Origin of the sequence: Parasedimentitalea maritima, from assembly GCF_005771405.1 — a bacterium.
GTDB lineage: Bacteria > Pseudomonadota > Alphaproteobacteria > Rhodobacterales > Rhodobacteraceae > Parasedimentitalea > Parasedimentitalea maritima.
Genome location: NZ_VAUA01000002.1, coordinates 118220 through 136591 on the forward strand (window position 1 = coordinate 118220; position 18372 = coordinate 136591).

Annotated in this window: 15 protein-coding genes; 9 read left to right on the plus strand and 6 right to left on the minus strand. The window is 54.9% G+C overall.

The window, feature by feature from the left end; translation table 11 throughout:
• Positions 1-2: 2 nt before the first annotated feature.
• A complete protein-coding gene (locus FEE96_RS04300) occupies positions 3-665 on the minus strand; it encodes an HAD-IA family hydrolase (RefSeq protein ID WP_138161787.1) in 663 nt (220 codons plus the stop codon).
• Positions 666-795: 130 nt separating this feature from the next.
• On the opposite strand from FEE96_RS04300, the gene glmU reads away from it, so the two are divergent.
• Genes glmU through FEE96_RS04315 form a run of 3 tightly spaced genes read left to right on the plus strand, consistent with a single transcriptional unit; the run spans position 796 to position 4642 of the window.
• A complete protein-coding gene (gene glmU / locus FEE96_RS04305) occupies positions 796-2151 on the plus strand; it encodes a bifunctional UDP-N-acetylglucosamine diphosphorylase/glucosamine-1-phosphate N-acetyltransferase GlmU (protein WP_138161788.1) in 1356 nt (451 codons plus the stop codon).
• Positions 2151-3959 (plus strand): glutamine--fructose-6-phosphate transaminase (isomerizing), encoded by a 1809-nt coding sequence (glmS, locus tag FEE96_RS04310; protein ID WP_138161789.1) that lies wholly within the window; start codon positions 2151-2153, stop codon positions 3957-3959. The genes glmU and glmS overlap by 1 nt, the downstream gene beginning before the upstream one ends.
• Before the next feature lie 5 nt (positions 3960-3964).
• Positions 3965-4642, plus strand: a complete 678-nt coding sequence (locus FEE96_RS04315; RefSeq protein WP_138162140.1) for a DNA alkylation repair protein — start codon at positions 3965-3967, stop codon at positions 4640-4642.
• Between the two features lie 69 nt (positions 4643-4711).
• On the opposite strand, the gene FEE96_RS23665 is transcribed toward FEE96_RS04315, so the two are convergent.
• The gene (locus tag FEE96_RS23665) at positions 4712-5119 is read right to left on the minus strand and encodes a hypothetical protein (protein ID WP_212744731.1); all 408 of its coding nucleotides are present in this window, start codon (positions 5117-5119) and stop codon (positions 4712-4714) included.
• A gap of 91 nt (positions 5120-5210) precedes the next feature.
• Between FEE96_RS23665 and moaA the strand changes: the two genes are divergently transcribed.
• The 3 genes from moaA to FEE96_RS04335 are packed head-to-tail and all read left to right on the plus strand — an operon-like array spanning position 5211 to position 8566.
• Positions 5211-6218 (plus strand): GTP 3',8-cyclase MoaA, encoded by a 1008-nt coding sequence (gene moaA / locus FEE96_RS04325; RefSeq protein ID WP_138161790.1) that lies wholly within the window; start codon positions 5211-5213, stop codon positions 6216-6218.
• Position 6219: 1 nt separating this feature from the next.
• The gene (locus FEE96_RS04330; protein ID WP_138161791.1) at positions 6220-7530 is read left to right on the plus strand and encodes a 3-deoxy-D-manno-octulosonic acid transferase; all 1311 of its coding nucleotides are present in this window, start codon (positions 6220-6222) and stop codon (positions 7528-7530) included.
• Positions 7523-8566 (plus strand): glycosyltransferase family 4 protein, encoded by a 1044-nt coding sequence (locus tag FEE96_RS04335; protein ID WP_138161792.1) that lies wholly within the window; start codon positions 7523-7525, stop codon positions 8564-8566. Before FEE96_RS04330 ends, FEE96_RS04335 begins: the two co-directional genes overlap by 8 nt.
• A gap of 90 nt (positions 8567-8656) precedes the next feature.
• On the opposite strand, the gene FEE96_RS04340 is transcribed toward FEE96_RS04335, so the two are convergent.
• The 4 genes from FEE96_RS04340 to FEE96_RS04355 form a co-directional block, all read right to left on the minus strand.
• A complete protein-coding gene (locus FEE96_RS04340) occupies positions 8657-9820 on the minus strand; it encodes a M20 aminoacylase family protein (protein WP_138161793.1) in 1164 nt (387 codons plus the stop codon).
• Between the two features lie 16 nt (positions 9821-9836).
• Complete coding sequence (locus FEE96_RS04345) at positions 9837-11003, minus strand: M20 aminoacylase family protein (protein WP_138161794.1); 1167 nt, start codon at positions 11001-11003, stop codon at positions 9837-9839.
• A 196-nt stretch (positions 11004-11199) separates the two neighbouring features.
• Positions 11200-12363, minus strand: coding sequence for an acetylornithine deacetylase (gene argE, locus FEE96_RS04350; protein ID WP_138161795.1), 1164 nt, complete (start codon positions 12361-12363; stop codon positions 11200-11202).
• A gap of 1 nt (position 12364) precedes the next feature.
• Positions 12365-14185, minus strand: coding sequence for an ABC transporter ATP-binding protein (locus tag FEE96_RS04355; protein ID WP_138161796.1), 1821 nt, complete (start codon positions 14183-14185; stop codon positions 12365-12367).
• 291 nt (positions 14186-14476) lie between these two features.
• Between FEE96_RS04355 and FEE96_RS04360 the strand changes: the two genes are divergently transcribed.
• From FEE96_RS04360 to FEE96_RS04370, 3 genes are all read left to right on the plus strand, one after another.
• On the plus strand, positions 14477-16177 hold the full coding sequence (locus FEE96_RS04360; RefSeq protein ID WP_138161797.1) for a peptide ABC transporter substrate-binding protein: 1701 nt from the start codon (positions 14477-14479) through the stop codon (positions 16175-16177).
• Positions 16178-16322: 145 nt separating this feature from the next.
• Complete coding sequence (locus FEE96_RS04365) at positions 16323-17330, plus strand: ABC transporter permease (RefSeq protein ID WP_138161798.1); 1008 nt, start codon at positions 16323-16325, stop codon at positions 17328-17330.
• Positions 17323-18270, plus strand: a complete 948-nt coding sequence (locus FEE96_RS04370; protein WP_138161799.1) for an ABC transporter permease — start codon at positions 17323-17325, stop codon at positions 18268-18270. The genes FEE96_RS04365 and FEE96_RS04370 overlap by 8 nt, the downstream gene beginning before the upstream one ends.
• Positions 18271-18372 lie beyond the last annotated feature (102 nt).

Here is an 18372-nt window from a genome sequence, read left to right on the forward strand (position 1 = left end):
TGTTATCCAATCAGTCGTGAGACCATCTCAGGCAGGTCTTCAAAATCGTGTAACAATCCTTCTGGATTCAATGCCGACATATTCTGCCCCGACGGGCCAAAGGTGACCAGGATCGACGGGACACCGGCGGCGGCTGACGTATTGCGGTCAGTATCAGTATCACCAATTAGAATGGTCTTTGCCGGATCCCCACCGGCCCGACGCGCTGCCTCGCGTAGCGGTTCCGGATCTGGTTTGCGTACCGCAAGTGTATCAGCGCCGATAAGTGAATCAAAATCATCGCGCACACCTAGGCAACGTAACAACTGATCCGCTAGATCTTCGGGTTTATTTGTGCAGATTCCAACACCATACCCAGCATCCTTAAGCGCTTTGACTGCAACCATCGCTCCTGGATACAACACTGTATGCAGGTCTATGGACTGCCGATAAACATCTATAAATACAGGAAAGTACTCCTCAACAACTGCCGCGTCGTATTGCTCGACACGTTTCAAACCTTCACTCAGCATCATTCGGGCACCACGCAGTGCGAGACCTGCGTCTTTCGGATGTTCCAACACATCCCCGAGCCCCATCTGGCGAAAACAACAGTTCGCTGCCGCCAGCAAATCGCCAGAGGTATCAGCCAATGTTCCGTCCAGATCAAAAATCACTGTTCGCATTCTCGCCCCTTTCGGCGTAATTTCGCCATATGATATTGCAACCCGCAATCTTGTTTGATGCGCTGATGGCTTGCACCGCGCTCTACAGCGGATAAAACGGGTTAAACAAGAAAACAAAGAGAAAAGCCATATGAGCACCGCCCTGATCATCCTCGCCGCAGGCAAAGGCACACGGATGAGCTCTGACCTGCCGAAGGTCCTGCACCCCATAGCCCAAGCACCAATGCTGGCACATGCCATGATGACAGGCCGCGCACTGGAGCCTGACCACACAATTGTTGTTGCGGGCCACGAGGCGGAGGCTGTGCGCAGCGCCGTGGAAGATATCGACGAACACGCAACCGTAGTTTTACAAACGGAGCAGCTGGGCACGGCCCATGCTGTGGATCAGGCGCGCGCGGTGTTAAAGGACTATGACGGAGATGTGGTTGTCTTGTATGGCGACACACCTTTCCTGCAAGCTGATACCATCGAGCGTATGATCGCAGCCCGCACTAGCGCTGACTTGGTCATTCTCGGCTTTGAGGCCGCCGATCCCGCGCGCTATGGGCGCCTGCTAATGGATGGCGACAGTCTAGAACGAATTGTCGAATTCAAAGACGCCAGTGATGAAGAGCGCGAAATCACATTCTGCAACTCAGGGCTTTTGGCCTGTGACGCAAAACTACTGTTTGATCTGATCTCCAAAGTCGGCAATGCCAATGCTTCGTCTGAATACTATCTGACCGATGTTGTTGAACTGGCCCGCGCCGAGGGGCGCAGAGTGACAGCAGTGGCCTGCGACGAATCCGAAACTCTGGGGGTAAACTCTCGTGCAGATCTTGCCCGGGCTGACGCAGTGTTCCAATCCCGTGCACGGGCCGAATTGCTGGAGCTTGGCGTCACATTGATGGCCCCTGAAACCGTCTATCTGTCACTGGATACCATAATAGGTCGTGATACGGTGATTGAACCCAACGTGGTATTTGGTCCCGGTGTAACGGTGGAAAGCGGCGCGTTAATCCGGGCCTTTTCGCATCTGGAAGGCTGTCACGTCAGCCGCGGCGCCAAAGTTGGCCCCTACGCCCGCTTGCGCCTTGGTGCGGAACTTGCCGAAAACACTCATGTTGGCAACTTCGTTGAGATCAAAAATGCTGAGATCGCGGAGGGGGCCAAAGTCAATCACCTGAGCTATGTCGGCGATGCTTCTGTTGGCAAGAAAACCAACATCGGAGCAGGGACAATCACCTGCAACTACGACGGCATTATGAAACACCATACCGAAATTGGGGCTAACGCCTTTATTGGGTCCAACACCCTGCTGGTAGCACCAGTCAAAGTTGGGGATGACGCCATGACCGCATCAGGCGCGGTGATCACCAAAGATGTTGAAGATGGCGCTCTGGCAATCGCCCGCGCGCCGCAGGTGAGTAAACCTGGTCGCGCGCGCAAGTTGATGGATTTGCTGCGTGCCAAAAAGAAAAAACGAGACGAGGACGCAAGCTGATGTGTGGAATTGTAGGGGTTCTGGGCAGTCACGAGGTTGCCCCCATTCTGGTGGAGGCGCTGAAACGGCTGGAATATCGTGGCTATGACAGCGCTGGTATTGCAACCGTCAACGACGGTGCGCTGGATCGCCGTCGCGCCGTGGGCAAGCTGGTCAATTTAAGTGACCTGCTGGTGCATCAGCCACTGGCCGGCAAATCTGGCATCGGACACACCCGCTGGGCAACCCACGGGGCGCCAACGGTCAGCAACGCCCACCCTCATTCGTCTGGCACAGTTGCTGTTGTACACAATGGCATCATCGAGAATTTCAAAGACCTGCGCGAGGAATTGGCCACACACGGTATTTCCTTTGAAACCGAAACCGACACAGAAACCGTTGCGCTATTGTGTCAGCACTACAAGAACCAGGGCCATTCCTCAGCCGAGGCTGCACGCAAAACGGTTGAACGGCTGGAGGGTGCCTTTGCACTCGCATTTCTCTTTCATGGCGAACAAGACCTGATGATCGGTGCCCGCAAAGGGTCTCCGCTGGCGATTGGTCATGGGGACAATGAAATGTATGTGGGGTCGGATGCCTTTGCCTTGGCCCCGCTCACCGACCAGATCACCTATTTGGAAGAAGGTGATTTTGCGATCCTGACCCGGACCAGCCTGCAAATTTGGGACGTCGAGGGCAACCAGACCAACCGCGAACAACGCCGCATTCAATTGGACGCAACTCGTGTCGACAAAGACGGCCACAAGCACTTCATGGCCAAGGAAATCGCCGAACAACCTTTGGCCATTGACCGCACCCTGCACGCCTATCTGTCTGAGATTGATGAGATAACCCTGCCTGACGAGCTGGACTTCACTAAGGTCGACCGCCTGACCATGGTCGCCTGCGGTACCGGCTATTACGCCTGTATGGTTGGGAAGTATTGGTTTGAACAAATCGCTAAAATGCCAGTCGAGGTCGATGTCGCCTCGGAGTTCCGCTACCGTGAACCTCCGGTATCGGATCGCACTCTTGGACTATTTGTCAGCCAATCCGGCGAAACCGCAGACACCCTGGCTGCCCTTCGATACATGAGCGGTAAAGCCGACCAGATCGTTGGAATGGTCAACGTCTCTGAAAGCTCGATCGCACGCGAAAGCGACGTCATTCTTCCATTGTACGCTGGCCCAGAAATCTCGGTTGCCTCGACCAAGGCCTTTACCTGCCAGCTGGTGATCCTGTTAATCATGGCCCTGCGAGCCGCACAACAGCGTGGTATTGCAGTTCCTGAGAAATTGCCCAGCGATCTTCGTGCCATACCTGGGCTGATCAACCAGGCCCTGACGCTAGAAAGTCAAATCACGGCAACCTGCCGCGAACTTGCTGCTGCAAAAGACATCATTTTCCTTGGTCGAGGGCAACTTTATCCGCTGGCGATGGAAGGTGCACTGAAACTGAAAGAGCTCAGCTATATCCATGCCGAAGGTTATGCGAGCGGAGAGCTGAAACACGGCCCCATCGCGCTGATTGATGACACCGTTCCGGTGCTCGTGATGGCGCCTCGTGATGCGCTTTTCGACAAGACGATATCCAACATGCAAGAGGTCATGGCCCGTGGTGGCCGCGTTGTTCTTGTCACTGATGCAGAAGGTGCCAGAATTGCAGGCGAAGGCACCTCAGAGGTTATTGTCATGCCACAAGTCCCTGATGCACTGGCGCCTATCTTATATGCCATTCCAGCGCAACAAATTGCCTATTACACTGCAATTGCCAAAGGCACCGATGTAGATCAACCCCGCAATCTGGCCAAGTCGGTGACAGTAGAATGAGCGAAATGTACCTTCCATACCTAGAACAGTTGCGCGATCTCAAAAATGCTGAACGCGCAGTTGGCATGGCCAGCTACCATAAGGTAAAGCGCGAATACCTTGGACTGACCAATCCTCAGGTCAATGACCTGACCAAGCAGTGGCGTCAGGACATGAGTGTTGATCAGCGGGTTGAAGTGGCTGCAGGCCTTTGGCAGACCGACATCTATGAAGCACGGCTGGCGGCGACCAAGATGCTGACCCAGGCCCGTATCCGCCCGGACGACTCTGTCTGGCAACTGCTCCAAAGCTGGGTGCCTGATTTTGACAGCTGGGCTCTGGCAGATCATGCCTGCGCGGCGATCCAGAAACGTCTGGTGGCGGATCCATCCCGGCTGGACCAGGTCGAAGCCTGGACCACATCCGAAAGCCTGTGGACACGGCGCGCGGCGCTAGTCGCCACCCTGCCCTGGACCAAGCAAAACCACCCGAAACCCGATGAGCTGGCAAGCAGGGATCGTATTCTTGGCTGGGCGGCCAGCTATGCACCTGTCCAGAAACAGTTCATCCAGAAATCCATCGCCTGGTGGCTGCGCGAGCTGTCTAAACACGATGAGCAGCGTGTGCGGGATTTTCTCGAACAGCATGGTGAACATATGAAGCCCTTTGCTCGCAAAGAAGCGGCTAAGTACTTAAAGCCGTAATTCCTCCAAAACACCAAAGCCCGGCGAAACAGCCGGGCTTCTCATTCATGCGATACTTGTTCTTGCAATTTACGACGCAGCTGAGACCTGCACCTCAATCAGTTCAGTCAGCGGCGCACCCAAGGCGCGCATCGCGTCAATCGACAACCGACTACCAGAACTGGCCTCCCCGGCGATGGGGCGCAAAGTCAGTGTAACTTCGGTGCCAGATGCACTGCGCACGCGGCCCATCTGCTGAGTAGAAACGAGAGGTGTTTCCATCCATAACCCCGGCACTGTTGGATCCCCCAACCCGGCTACCGTCGTTGCGGTACCGCCGAATGTGGGTGCGGATCCAGTCTCTGATGGATCAGAAGGCACTGCATCGACCACTTCAAGCGGCGGCGACACCGGATCAGGAGCCCCCAATCGAATCGGAGACAAATCACAGGCGGAGACCAATAACATAGCGGGGAGAAAGACAAAGAGTTTGCACATACTCAAACCCTACCCCTGCAAAACGCGCTTTGCCAGTCACTTCGCTCACAATAGCCTTGCCGCAGGCCAAACCCCGCCTTACCTATGAGCTATGACAGCTCCGCTTATCGATCCATTCGCCCGCGCCATCACTTACCTTCGCGTCTCAGTCACTGACCGCTGCGATTTCCGCTGCGTTTATTGCATGTCCGAGAACATGACTTTCTTGCCCAAGAAAGAACTTCTAACGCTGGAAGAATTGGACCGCATGTGCTCGTCCTTTATTCACATGGGCGTCCAAAAACTGCGCATCACCGGAGGAGAGCCACTGGTCCGTCGTGGCATCATGACCTTCTTTCGCTCGATGACTCGCCATCTGGAAAGTGGCGCGCTGAAAGAGCTGACGGTAACCACCAATGGCTCGCAGTTGGAAAAATACGCTCAAGACCTTTTTGACGCGGGTGTGCGCCGGATCAATATATCGATGGATACCATCGACGAGAAGAAATTTGCTGACATCACCCGCTGGGGTCGCCTGCCTCAGGTCATGCGCGGCATTGATGCTGCACAAAAGGCCGGTCTGAAGATCAAGATCAACGCAGTGGCCTTAAAAGGGTTCAACGAAGACGAACTGCCAACCATCACGGAATGGTGCGCCGACCGGGGCATGGACCTGACCTGGATCGAGGTCATGCCAATGGGCGATTTGGGCAATGAAGACCGCTTTGGTCAGTACTGGTCGCTCAAAGACGTGCGCAAAGCCTACGAAGACCATTATCAGGTTACCGACTTGGCAGAGTCGACTGGTGGACCTGCTCGCTATGTTCGCTTGGAACAGACTGGACAAAAAATTGGTTTCATCACTCCGATGAGCCATAATTTCTGTGAAAGCTGCAATCGTGTTCGCCTGACATGTACGGGCGAATTGTACACCTGCTTAGGCCAGGAAGGTATGCAAGACCTTCGCCCTGCGATGCGACAGCAGCCTGACAATGATGAAGCTCTAGAACAGGCGATCCGTGCAGCTATCGGCCTGAAACCCAAAGGCCATGATTTTGACTATTCACGCCAGCGTGCCGACGGGCAGATGTCCCGTCATATGAGCCACACTGGCGGCTAAAATGGCACCGACAGGCGGCGGCCCAACGCTGCTCTATTACTTGTATCGCAGCGCAACAGCGCTGATCGCCCCGTTTGCCTATCGCAAGGTCGCGGCCAAGCTGGCTGCGCAGGGTGTTTCAAAGGAACGTCAGAAGGAGCGCCTGGGATATGCCAGCCTGCCCTGTCCTGAGGGGCCGCTAATCTGGTTCCACGGTGCCTCGGTCGGGGAAAGCCTTGCCGCTCTGACCCTGATTGCCCGCCTGAGCGAGCACCTCCCACAGGCACAGTTCCTGCTAACCTCGGGCACTGCAACAGCTGCAGAGGTGGTGTCAAAACGCATGCCGCCCCGCTGTCGTCACCAATTTGCCCCACTGGATGCCTCTAGCCCGGTTCAACGGTTTCTGGCTCACTGGCGTCCCGCTGCTGCAATCTTTGTCGAAAGTGAATTATGGCCGATCACGCTGGTTGCCACCCGTCACTCCGGCGCGCGGTTGGCACTGGTCAACGCCCGACTGTCTGAGCGTTCGGTTGCTCGCTGGCTGAAAAAGGCGCCAACCGCACGTTTTATCATGGAGCAGTTTTCTCTGTTCCTCACCCAGAATGATCGTATGTCTGACCATCTGCTCAGCCTTGGCGCGGATCCTGACCATGTGCGCGCTGGTGGCAACCTCAAGGCAGGAAGCGCCCCTCTCCCCGTTGATGCGGACGCCCTTTCGCAGCTGCGTGACCGCTTAGATACACGCCCGGTTTGGGTGGCGAGTTCCACCCACATCGGCGAAGAACAACCAGTGCTAACGGCTCACAAGGCACTGTCACAGGATCACCCGGATCTCTGCTTGCTGCTGGTCCCCCGCCATCCCGAACGTGCTGACGATGTTGCGGAACTAATTGCCAAAACTGGCATGAGTTTTGCCCGTCGCAGCAAAGGCGAGCTCCCCACAAAAGGTACCCAGATTTATTTGGCTGATACTATGGGCGAATTGGGTTGCTGGTATGCGCTGTCGCCCATCGTGTTTCTGGGCGGCTCACTTGAACCGATTGGCGGCCACAACCCGTTTGAGGTCGCACAGGCTGGCGCAGCCGTGATTACCGGGCCAGGATACCACAATTTCACTGAAACGTTCCCCCCTATGATCGCTGCCAAAGGCGCGGTCGAAATACATGATGCCGAACAGCTTGCAAAGGCAGTCTCGCATTGGCTCGCTCAACCTGAAGCGTTGAAACAAGCGCAACAGGCAGCAAACGCGTTTGCCAACGGCCAATCCAAACAACTGCATGACGTGGTCGACACTTTGATACATGAGCTTGAACTGGAACCAAAAATTGGCTGAGTTATTTGTCACCAACTTCAACAAAAACTTCACTGGTGTTTCTGCCACTGCCGCCAATGTCATCCGCCAGCAAGCCAAGCAGCATGATCTGCATCTGGTCGGCTACTCTTTGCCAGGATGCCCCGCCCCAATCACCCTGAAGCAAGCGCGCGAGATGTGCAAAACCGCGCCAGAGGGACGTGACTTTTCCATATGGCATGTCCGCCGCAATCCAGAAATGCGCGCTGCGATTTGGTCACGCGACGTGCTAAAACTACCAATTCGAGTCGTGTTCACCTCAGCAGCACAGCGTCTGCACTCGGCATACCCGCGCTGGCTGATCCGTCAAATGGATGCCATTGTCGCCACCACCGAAATCGCCGCACGCTATGTAGACAACGTGCAGGCTGTTGTGCCGCATGGGGTTGATACAGAACTCTTCACCCCGGCCCCGGACCGCGCAGCGGCTTGGTCTGCTTTGGGCTATGGTGGTGCGCAGGGCTTCGCCACAATCGGGCGCATCCGCCCAGAAAAAGGCACCGATCTGTTTGTCGATGCAATGATCCAGCTGCTACCACAGCACCCCACGGCCAAGGCGTTGGTTATTGGCCGTGCCGGACGTGAACATCAAAAATTTCTCGCCGAACTTCAAACGCGAATAAAGACGGCCAACCTTTCAGACCGCATCTTGTTTCCTGGTGAGGTTGGTCCTGCAGAGCTACCGAATTTGATGCGTGGGTTGTCGTTAGTTATGCAGCTACCCCGTTACGAAGGATACGGGATGGTCCCTCTCGAAGGCATGGCCAGCGGTGTACCCTTTGTAGGATCAGATACCGGATATTACGAAGAATTTTCCGCGCAAGGAAAAGCCGGTGCCGTGGTTCCTTTGAAGGACGCTGCCGCCGCCGCCAAAGCCGCAGCTGCAATCCTAGGCAATCCGTCTCAACACGCCGAGATGTGCCGAGATGCCCGCGACATTGCAGCCCACAGCTTCAGCTCTGCCTTCGAAGCCTCTGGGATTGAAACTGTCTATCAAAACCTTTGGGAAAAAGGTTAGGACCCCACTTCATCTAGCCCTAAGTATCCTCGGGGGTGAATTGACCACAGGTCAAGAGGGGGCAGATCGCCCCCCCTTTTTTAGTTCGCGTTAGGCAGCAGGCATCCGCTGCTCAACAATCTCAGCCCACCAGCTGCATCCAGCAGGGATTGCTTCGTCGTTAAAGTTATACTCTGGATGGTGCACAGCGGCCGTATCGCCATTGCCAACCAAAATATAGGCACCCGGACGCTCTTCCAGCATAAAGGCGAAGTCTTCGCCCCCCATCACCAGCTCAGCGTGTTCACACCCACCGGAAACTTTGCGCGCCACATCAGCTGCAAATTCAGTCTGCTCTTCGTGGTTGACCATCGCTGGGTAGCCGCGAATGTAGGTCACATCAGCGCTGCCACCAAATGTCGCTGCAACACCCGAACAGATCTCGTTGATCCGCTTTTCGGCCAGATCACGCATCTCGGCGCTCATGGTACGCACGGTTCCTTTCAGTTGAACCGATTGTGGGATCACGTTGAACGCTTTTGATGAAGTTTCAAACGACGTCACAGAGACAACGATCTGATCTACCGGATCCGCGTTGCGGCTGGCAATAGTCTGCAAGGCCATAACGGCCTGAGCTGCCATCACAGTTGTATCAACAGTTTTCTGTGGCATGGCGGCATGGCCACCAAACCCTTCAAATGTGATGTCAAACTGATCTGTGGCCGCAAAGAAAGCACCCGCCCGGATACCAAACGCGCCAACAGGCTTACCCGGCCAGTTGTGCATGCCGTACACTTCTTGAATGTTCCAGCGGTCCATCATGCCGTCGTCGCACATTTCCTTGCCACCGCCACCGCCTTCTTCGGCGGGCTGGAAGATCACAACAACTGAACCGTCGAAATTGCGGGTTTCAGACAGGTATTTGGCCGCACCCAGCAACATAGCGGTGTGACCATCATGGCCACAGGCGTGCATGGCGCCATCCGTTTTAGAGGCATAGTCCAGTCCGGTCGCCTCATGTATTGGCAGCGCGTCCATATCCGCCCGCAGACCGATTACTTTGCCAGACGTGTTGCTCTTACCTTTGATGACACCAACAACGCCAGTTCGGCCAATACCGGTGACAATCTCATCACAACCGAACTCCTTCAGCTTTTCGGCAACCAGGGCGCTGGTGCGGTGGGTTTCGAACAGGATTTCGGGGTTTTCGTGAATGTCGCGGCGCCATTCGGTGATTTCCGACTGCAGTTCGGCAAAACGGTTCTTAACGGGCATCTAGGGTCTTCCTTCTTCAGAGTGCGGGCATACGTCGTTCAACCAGTTCGGCGAACCAGCTGCATCCCGCGGGGATAGCATCATCGTTGAAATCAAAAGCTGGGTGGTGGCACATGGCACTGTCGCCGTTGCCAATCGAGATATAGGCGCCGGGGCGTTCTTCCAGCATATAGGCAAAATCTTCGGAGGGCATGATCGGTTGAGCGTTGTCGTTGACCGTGCCTGCCACGGCGCGCGCAGCATCCGCAGCATATACAGTTTCATCCGGGGTGTTGATGGTCGCCGGATATCCGGCGTCCCAGTTAATCTCTGCAGTGGCACCAAACGCCGAGGCTGTGTCGGTCGCAATCCGGCGCACGCGCTCTTCGGCAATCTTGCGATATTCAGGGTCCAACGTGCGGACGGTCCCCGCCATGCGTACAGAATGGGCAATGACATTTGACGCTTCGCTGTCGGTCTCGAACGTGCCAACGGTCAAAACAACCCGTTTAATCGGGTCAACGTTGCGCGACACTATGGTTTGCAGGGAAATCAGGATCTGTGCCGCAACCAATGTGGTATCAACAGCCTCGTGGGGCATCGCCGCGTGGCCACCTTTACCCGTCACCACAATTTCAAACTCGTCTGACGAGGCCAGTGAGGCGCCGTTACAGATTTCAAACTCACCAACAGGAAGGCCTGGCGCGTTGTGCATGCCATAGACTTCCTGAATACTCCAACGGTCCATTAAGCCATCATCACACATGGCCTTGCCACCTGCCCCACCCTCTTCAGCAGGCTGGAAAATCAGCACAGCTGTGCCATCGAAATTGCGGGTCTCGGCCAGATACTTAGCGGCCCCCAGCAACATCGAGGTGTGGCCGTCGTGGCCACAGGCATGCATCTTGCCCGGCACCTTCGAGGCGTAATCCGCTCCGGTGGCTTCTTCGATCGGCAACGCATCCATATCCGCGCGTAGGCCTACCACACGGCCCTTGGTATCTGTTTTACCTTTAACAGTCGCGACGACACCCGTTTTCCCGATTCCGGTGGTAATGTCGGTAATGCCAAACTCTTTCAGCCGCTCAACAACAAACGCTGCGGTTTCATGCACGTCATACAGCAGTTCAGGATTCTCATGCAGGTGGCGGCGCCAGCCTGTGATTTCACCATGCATCTCGGCAAAACTATTTTTGATTGGCATACAAACCTCCCATGGTTCCGCGCACTGTCAAATAAATAAGTTGCCTTATCAAGTATCTCAAGGCACCCGGGCACAAAGAAATTCTACGGTCGTATAACGACCAGTATCTCGTGAAATTTTGGATACAAAGAACCAGCCCTAACGCGAAAGGTTCTCACTCGCGTTAGGCAAAAAGACCAGACATCAGTTCAGTTTGTCAGCCAGCCAGGCCCTGTACCAACGTCTTCATGAAATCATGGCCAGCGTTGAATTGGGCAACGGTAACATATTCATTGGGTTGATGGGCCTGCGCAATATCGCCGGGACCGCAGACCACTGCAGAATATCCAGCCTGCTGAAATTGTCCGGCCTCGGTGCCATAACTCACCACATGAGAGCCATTGTCACCAGTAATGGAACGGGCGAGCGATTCGGCTTCGCCATTTTCTTCAGGTTTGAGGCCTGGAACATCAAAGATCTGCTCAACAACAATTTTTGTATCCGGGTGAATCGCCTGCATTTCACTTTCGACATCCCGAACCCGTTGCAAATAGGCGTCCCGCCAACTTGCTGCGTTTTCGGTCGGCAGCACCCGCATATCCAGACTGAAGCGGCAGTCCTTGGCTGTAATATTCTGCGCTGTGCCGCCTTCAATCACCCCAACATGCAAAGTGGTCCATGGTGGCTCGAACATCCCAGAAATGGCATCGGGTTCTTTCGCCCAGTTTTCTGCATTGGTGGTATTTGTCCAGTCAATCAACTTGGCCGCCTGCATAATGGCACTAACGCCGGTATGGACAAGCGAACTATGCACTTCAAACCCCTGCACATGGGTTGAATAGCCATAACCGCCCTTATGCCCCGTAACCGCCTTCATCATTGAAGGTTCACCTACGATCACCGCTGACCCTTTTGGCAGAATCGGCTGCATCGCCTCGATCATCGGCGGCGCCCCGGTACAGCCCACTTCTTCGTCATAGCTAAGCGCAAGCTGCAGTGGACGGTTGACACCAACGGTCTGCGCCTCGACAAGCGCCCAAATTGCCAGAGCGTCAAAGCCCTTCATGTCACAGGTACCACGGCCAAAATACTTACCGTCGCGCTCAATCACCGTGAATGGATCACTGTCCCAAGCCTGTCCTTCGACCGGCACCACATCGGTGTGCCCGGATAACACAACTGCGCCTTCGACTTGCGGACCAACGTGGGCAAACAGAGCCGCTTTTGGTTGGTCCGGATCCGTGTAGCAGTGACTGACGATACCGTGCGAGCCAAGATACTCCTCAACCCACTCGACCAACGGCAGGTTGCTTTCACTGCTCACCGTTGGAAACGAGATCAGCTTCTGCATGATCTCAAGAGGGGTCATTTTATCGGTCATTTTAGTATCCGCTGTCAGTTGTCAGCACAAAATGGCCAGGTTCGACCTCCAGGTACTGTGAAGGTTCGGGCTTGTAGTCGAGTCCATGGATCGGTGACGGGATGGGCTTGAAGTTCAAATCCCGTTCAGATTTACGCTGGCGCGGATCAGCAATTGGCACCGCCTTCATCAGGGACTGAGTGTAGGCATGCTGTGGGTTTTCAAACACCCGGGCACGCGGCCCCAATTCGACGATTCGGCCAAGGTACATAACACCAACCTGGTGCGAGACCCGCTCTACCACTGCCATATCGTGGCTGATGAACAAAAACGACAACCCCAGATCAGCCTGAAGTTCCATCATCAGGTTCAAAACCTGTGCCTGCACCGAAACATCCAGCGCTGAAACTGCTTCGTCTGCGATAATCAGCTTGGGATTCAGAGCCAGCGCACGGGCAATCGCAATACGCTGACGCTGACCACCTGACATTTCATGTGGATAGCGGCGCATAAAATCACGAGGGAGCTGAACACGGTCAAACAGATTGGCCACCCGGTCCTGTAACTCCGACGCGCTGGCCAAGCCATAATTACGCATAGGTTCGGCAACTTGCTCAGACAAAATCATCTGAGGATTCAAGGAGGCAAAAGGATCCTGGAAAATCATCTGCATGTCCTGGCGGACTTTGTGCAACTGGTTTTGGTTCAGCTCCAGCACGTTGCAATCGTCAAAGAGTACTTTACCTGACTGAGGTTCGACCAATCTCAGAATTGCCCGCCCTGTTGTGGATTTTCCGCAGCCTGATTCGCCCACAAGAGACAGCGTTTGCCCCTTATTTAGCTTGAACGAAACATCCTCAACCGCATGCACCTGCGCCACGTTCCGACGCAAGAACCCACCTTTGACGTCAAACCGGGTTGTCAGATTTTCGACACTCAGGATCACCTCTTCGGTGCCCTTGATTGGTTCGATTTTCTGACCTTCGACACCCATCAACTTCATGGGCTCCGGATAGGCTTTGCCAGTCATCTCGCCCAGCTTAGGCACCGCAGCCAATAGCGCTTTGGTGTAATCGTGCTGCGGGTTTTCAAAGATCTGCTCGACAGGACCTTCTTCGACCTTATTGCCACGGAACATCACCACAACGCGGTCGGCCATCTGAGCCACAACCGCCATATCGTGAGTGATGAACATCACCGCAGTTCCTGTTTCGCGCTTCAAACGATCCATCAGCGCCAGAATTTCGGCCTGAATGGTAACATCCAGAGCCGTTGTTGGCTCATCCGCGATCAGCAAGCGTGGCTCGCAGGCCATTGCCATCGCAATCACCACACGTTGGCGCATCCCACCCGACAATTCGTGGGGATATTGGGTCATGCGCCGGTCAGGTTCAGGGATACGAACCTGGTGCAGCAGCTCCAAAGCACGCTCTTCAGCCTGCTTTTTGTTCATGTTTTTGTGAACACGCAAGCCTTCCGTTAGCTGCCGTCCAACTGTGAAAACCGGGTTCAGGGCCGTCATTGGCTCCTGAAAGATCATTCCGATTTCATCACCGCGAATCTCTTTCATCAGGTCTTGCCCAGCATTGGACAAATCAATTTGACCACCCTCCCGGCGATCAAACATCAGTTCACCGGCAGCGATTTCGCCTCCGCCGAACTCTACCAGACGCATAAGCGACAGCGAAGAAACGGATTTACCAGAGCCGGATTCGCCAACCACGCAAACAGTTTCACCCGGATTGATGTCAAAAGAGACATCTTTGACCCCTACGACCGGACCATCTTTGGTCTGAAACTCGACACGGAGTCCTTTAATTTGGGCAATTGGCTGATCTAACACCCTGGCGCTCCCTCTATAGCATGGTTGTTTTCAGTTTTGCGGACGTTACGCCGGCAGGATTGGCCCGTCAAACCCTGTAACGAAAATTCCCAAAGGAGGCTTGCAATTTTCTGAGGTTATGTTTCGATACGCGCAGTGACCGCCCAGGGGGAGTTGAGCGTTCCGAACACCGCGTTCAGTTGACGCCCCCCCTCTGTACGGGACGACCCTAAACCGCAGGGATTGCGGTAAAACCCGCGGCCATCAATGGTCCGGGATCAAGACACGTAAGTGTCCGACAAGGAGAGTGAAATGAAAATCAAAGCCCTATTGCTTGGCGCTATCGCAGGTACGGCTCTGGCCCCTGCAGCGTTTGCTGAGCGCGGCTCGGATGGCCACGTCAATATCATCTATTGGCAGGCCCCATCGATTCTTAACCCATATCTATCCAGCGGCACCAAAGACATCGAATCTGCTTCGCTGGTTGTTGAACCTCTGGGTCGCTACGACCAAGACGGTGCTCTGGTTGCCTATCTGGCCGAAGAAATTCCAACCGTTGAAAATGGTGGTGTTTCTGAAGACCTGAAGTCCATCACTTGGAAACTGAAGTCCGGCCTGAAATGGTCTGACGGCAGCGATGTAACGTCGGCTGACGTCAAGTTCACCGCTGACTACTGCATGAACCCCGAAGGTGGCTGCGCGCAGCTGGCCAAGTTCGAAGGTGTTGATTCGGTTGAAATCATCGATGATCTGACCGTGACTGTGACATTTGGTGAACCAAAGCCAAATCCATATGGCCCGTTCATGGGCGGACAGTCGCCAATCATTCAGATGGCTCAGTTCGAAAACTGTACCGGTGCCAAGGCTCCTGAGTGTACAGAAGCCAACTTTGGCCCAATCGGCACAGGCCCGTTTGTTGTCACCGATTTCCGTCCAAATGACGTAATTTCGATGGTTGCTAACGACAACTACCGTGATGCGGCCAAACCTGCATTTGCATCTTTGACCTTCAAAGGTGGCGGCAGTGCTATGGCTTCCGGTCGTGCCGTTCTGGAAACAGGCGAATTTGACTACGCTTGGAACCTTCAGCTGGCACCCGACGTTCTAGCCAAAATGGCCGAAGGCGGTAAGGGTACACCGGTTTCCGCATTTGGTACGCTGGTTGAGCGTATCGAAATGAACATGACAAACACATCGCCAGACCTGCCAGAAGGTGAGCGCGGAACAGTCATGCACCCGCACCCGTTCCTGACAGATGTCCGTGTACGTAAAGCTCTGTCGATGGCTATCGACCGTGATCTGCTGGTAGAAATCGGTTATGGTCAGGCTGGTCGCCCAACCTGTAACCTGGTGCCTGCTCCGCTGGCCTATGCTTCGGACAACACTGACTGCCTGACACAGGACATTGAAGGTGCCAAGGCACTGTTGGACGAAGCTGGCTATGTTGTTGGTTCCGACGGTGTACGTGCGAAAGACGGTGTTCGTCTGTCCATGCTGTACCAAACGTCTACCAACGCTGTGCGTCAGGACTTCCAGGCTCTGATCAAACAGTGGTGGGAAGAAATTGGTGTTGAAACCGAGCTGCGTAACATCAACGCGTCGGTCTTCTTTGGTGGTGACCCAGGTTCGCCTGACACATTCCAGCGTTTCTATGCAGACGTTGAAATGTATGCCAACAACTTTGACGGCACCGACCCAGAAAGCTATCTGGCACAGCACACTTGTGATAAGGCTCCCAAGCCTGAAACACAGTGGCAGGGTGAAAACATGAACCGTTACTGTGACCCATTGTATGATGAGCTGGTTGCAGAACTTGGCCGCACCGGTTCGCTCGCCAAGCGTGGCGAAATCGCCAAGAAACTGAACGACATGCTGACCAAAGAAAGCTATGTTGTTGTGCCTTTGGTTGACCGTGGCCGTGTATCGGCTCACGCCAACAGCCTCGGTGGCGTTATCCTGAACACATGGGATAGCGAACTGTGGAACGTTGCCGACTGGCACCGCATCAAGTAAGAGGTTAACGCCTCTGGAGGCCCCGGTGTTACACCGGGGCCTCTTGCCTTTCGCTGCCGGTAACGTATACGGCGCCTGCGACAGGAACCGAGGCACTCTCTCTGCTCCTAAAACTTAAGACGCATTCGCAAAGGCGCCCTACCTGATGCTGACCTTTACAATCCGGCGACTGATCCTATCAGTGCCAACCCTCCTTTTTATCAGTCTGGTAATTTTCCTGCTGCTCGAGCTCGCCCCAGGCGATCCGATGGCCCAGGTTCCCCTGACTGTCCCCCCTGAAGTCAAAGAAAAAATGCGCGAGGCCCTGGGCCTTGGCCAACCGATGCACATCCGGTTCTGGAAGTGGCTGGTTCAGTTCTTCTGGATTGAACCTCAGGTAATGATCGACCATTTCTTTGGCACGACCTACGCCGTTGGCGACCTTCGCGTGATCTCCTGGCAGACCCGTTCGCCTGTGATGGACACAGTCGTTCAGCGTATCCCACAGACACTGTGGGTTGTTGGCACCGCTTACGTCGTTGGTATCCTGATCGCACTGCCCATCGGCATCTACTCGGCCTATCGCCAGTATTCGGTGTTCGACCAATGCGGTACCTTTGTCACAATGATCGGCTTTTCGATCCCGCCATTCTTTACCGGGCCACTGCTGATTGTTGTGTTCTCGGTGCAGCTAGGCTGGTTCCCGTTTATCTATGATACCACCCATAGTGTGGATGACTGGGACAGCTTTTTGTACCAGCTCAGACAAATGATCCTGCCGGTGATGGTTCTGGCGCTGCAGACCACAGCTCAGATCAGCCGCTACATGCGAGCCTCGATGCTGGACAACCTGAACCAGGATTATGTCCGAACCGCGCGGGCAAAGGGACTGAGTGAATCAGTTGTGGTCATGGTGCATGTGCTGCGCAACTCGATGATCCCTGTGGTCACAGTGATTGCGCTGGGTATGCCAGCCATCTTTGGCGGCGCCATCATCACTGAACAGGTATTCTCGGTGAATGGTATCGGCTCACAGCTGATCACCGCACTGTTTGCCAATGACCTGCCAACCGTTCAAACGCTGACCTTCATCTTTGCGATGTTGATCGTGTTCTTCAACCTGATTGCAGATATCCTCTACGGCCTGCTTGATCCGAGGATCCGCTATGACTGATCTGTCCAACCAGACCCCGCTTGCCCCACCACGCAGCCAATGGCTGAATGTTTGGGACCAATTGAAGAAACACAAAGGCGCATTACTGGGTGGGGGCTTCCTGGTCTTCATTACCCTTGCCGTGTTGTTCGGACCCTATATCTGGTCGCTTGATCCCCAAAAGATCGACTATCGCGCCCGGGACTTCCGACCAATTTACCATGCACTGTTTGATGCTGACGCCAAGACCGCCTGGGGTAATCCTCTGGGCACCGATCAGCTGGGCCGTGATGGGCTGGCCAACCTTTTGGCCGGTGGACGCACATCTATGGCTGTTGGATGGGCTGCAATGTTGCTGACTCTCTTCATCGGCACCATGGTCGGCGTCGTTGCAGGGTTCTTCAAGAGACTGGACGGGCCGTTGATGCGACTGACCGACCTGTTCTTGTCGCTGCCAATTCTGCCGCTGTTGCTGGTGGCGGTGACATTGTTCCGCCAACCCCTGCACTCCAACTTTGGCCCAGAGGGCGGCATGTTCATTCTGATTGTTGCCATCATTGGTATCACCAGCTGGATGCCAACTGCGCGGATCGTACGTGGTGATGTTCTGGCTCTAAAGGAACGCGAGTTTGTTCTGGCGGCCCGTTCAATCGGTACCCGCCCCGGCGCAATGATCTGGCGTCACTTGCTGCCCAACGTGATCTCACCGATCATGGTCTCTGCCACACTTGGCTTGGCCGCGGCAATCATCACCGAAAGCGCGCTGTCGTTCCTGGGTGTTGGTTTCCCTTCGGACTTCCCAACATGGGGCAAGATGCTGGCAGATGCTGTGCAGCGGATGGAAGAGTTCCCCGAGCGGGTCATGCTTCCAGGGATTGCTATCTCGCTGACAGTGCTGAGTGTGAACTACTTGGGTGATGGGCTGCGCGACGCACTCGACCCTCGCATTCGCGGACGCTAACTCAGCCGCGTCACCGCAAATAAGAACATTACCAGCAGCCGCCCCTCATCGGGCGGCTGTTTGTATTTAGGAGCGCCGACAGCCAGAAGGAAATCTCACTCT

Excerpts from the sequence above, each read along its gene's own strand:
- FEE96_RS04300 (WP_138161787.1), bottom strand. The coding sequence starts at position 665 with ATGCGAACAGTGATTTTTGATCTGGACGGAACATTGGCTGATACCTCT.
- glmU (WP_138161788.1), top strand. The coding sequence starts at position 796 with ATGAGCACCGCCCTGATCATCCTCGCCGCAGGCAAAGGCACACGGATG.
- glmS (WP_138161789.1), top strand. The coding sequence starts at position 2,151 with ATGTGTGGAATTGTAGGGGTTCTGGGCAGTCACGAGGTTGCCCCCATT.
- FEE96_RS04315 (WP_138162140.1), top strand. The coding sequence starts at position 3,965 with ATGTACCTTCCATACCTAGAACAGTTGCGCGATCTCAAAAATGCTGAA.
- FEE96_RS23665 (WP_212744731.1), bottom strand. The coding sequence starts at position 5,119 with ATGTGCAAACTCTTTGTCTTTCTCCCCGCTATGTTATTGGTCTCCGCC.
- moaA (WP_138161790.1), top strand. The coding sequence starts at position 5,211 with ATGACAGCTCCGCTTATCGATCCATTCGCCCGCGCCATCACTTACCTT.
- FEE96_RS04330 (WP_138161791.1), top strand. The coding sequence starts at position 6,220 with ATGGCACCGACAGGCGGCGGCCCAACGCTGCTCTATTACTTGTATCGC.
- FEE96_RS04340 (WP_138161793.1), bottom strand. The coding sequence starts at position 9,820 with ATGCCCGTTAAGAACCGTTTTGCCGAACTGCAGTCGGAAATCACCGAA.
- FEE96_RS04345 (WP_138161794.1), bottom strand. The coding sequence starts at position 11,003 with ATGCCAATCAAAAATAGTTTTGCCGAGATGCATGGTGAAATCACAGGC.
- argE (WP_138161795.1), bottom strand. The coding sequence starts at position 12,363 with ATGACCGATAAAATGACCCCTCTTGAGATCATGCAGAAGCTGATCTCG.
- FEE96_RS04360 (WP_138161797.1), top strand. The coding sequence starts at position 14,477 with ATGAAAATCAAAGCCCTATTGCTTGGCGCTATCGCAGGTACGGCTCTG.
- FEE96_RS04365 (WP_138161798.1), top strand. The coding sequence starts at position 16,323 with ATGCTGACCTTTACAATCCGGCGACTGATCCTATCAGTGCCAACCCTC.
- FEE96_RS04370 (WP_138161799.1), top strand. The coding sequence starts at position 17,323 with ATGACTGATCTGTCCAACCAGACCCCGCTTGCCCCACCACGCAGCCAA.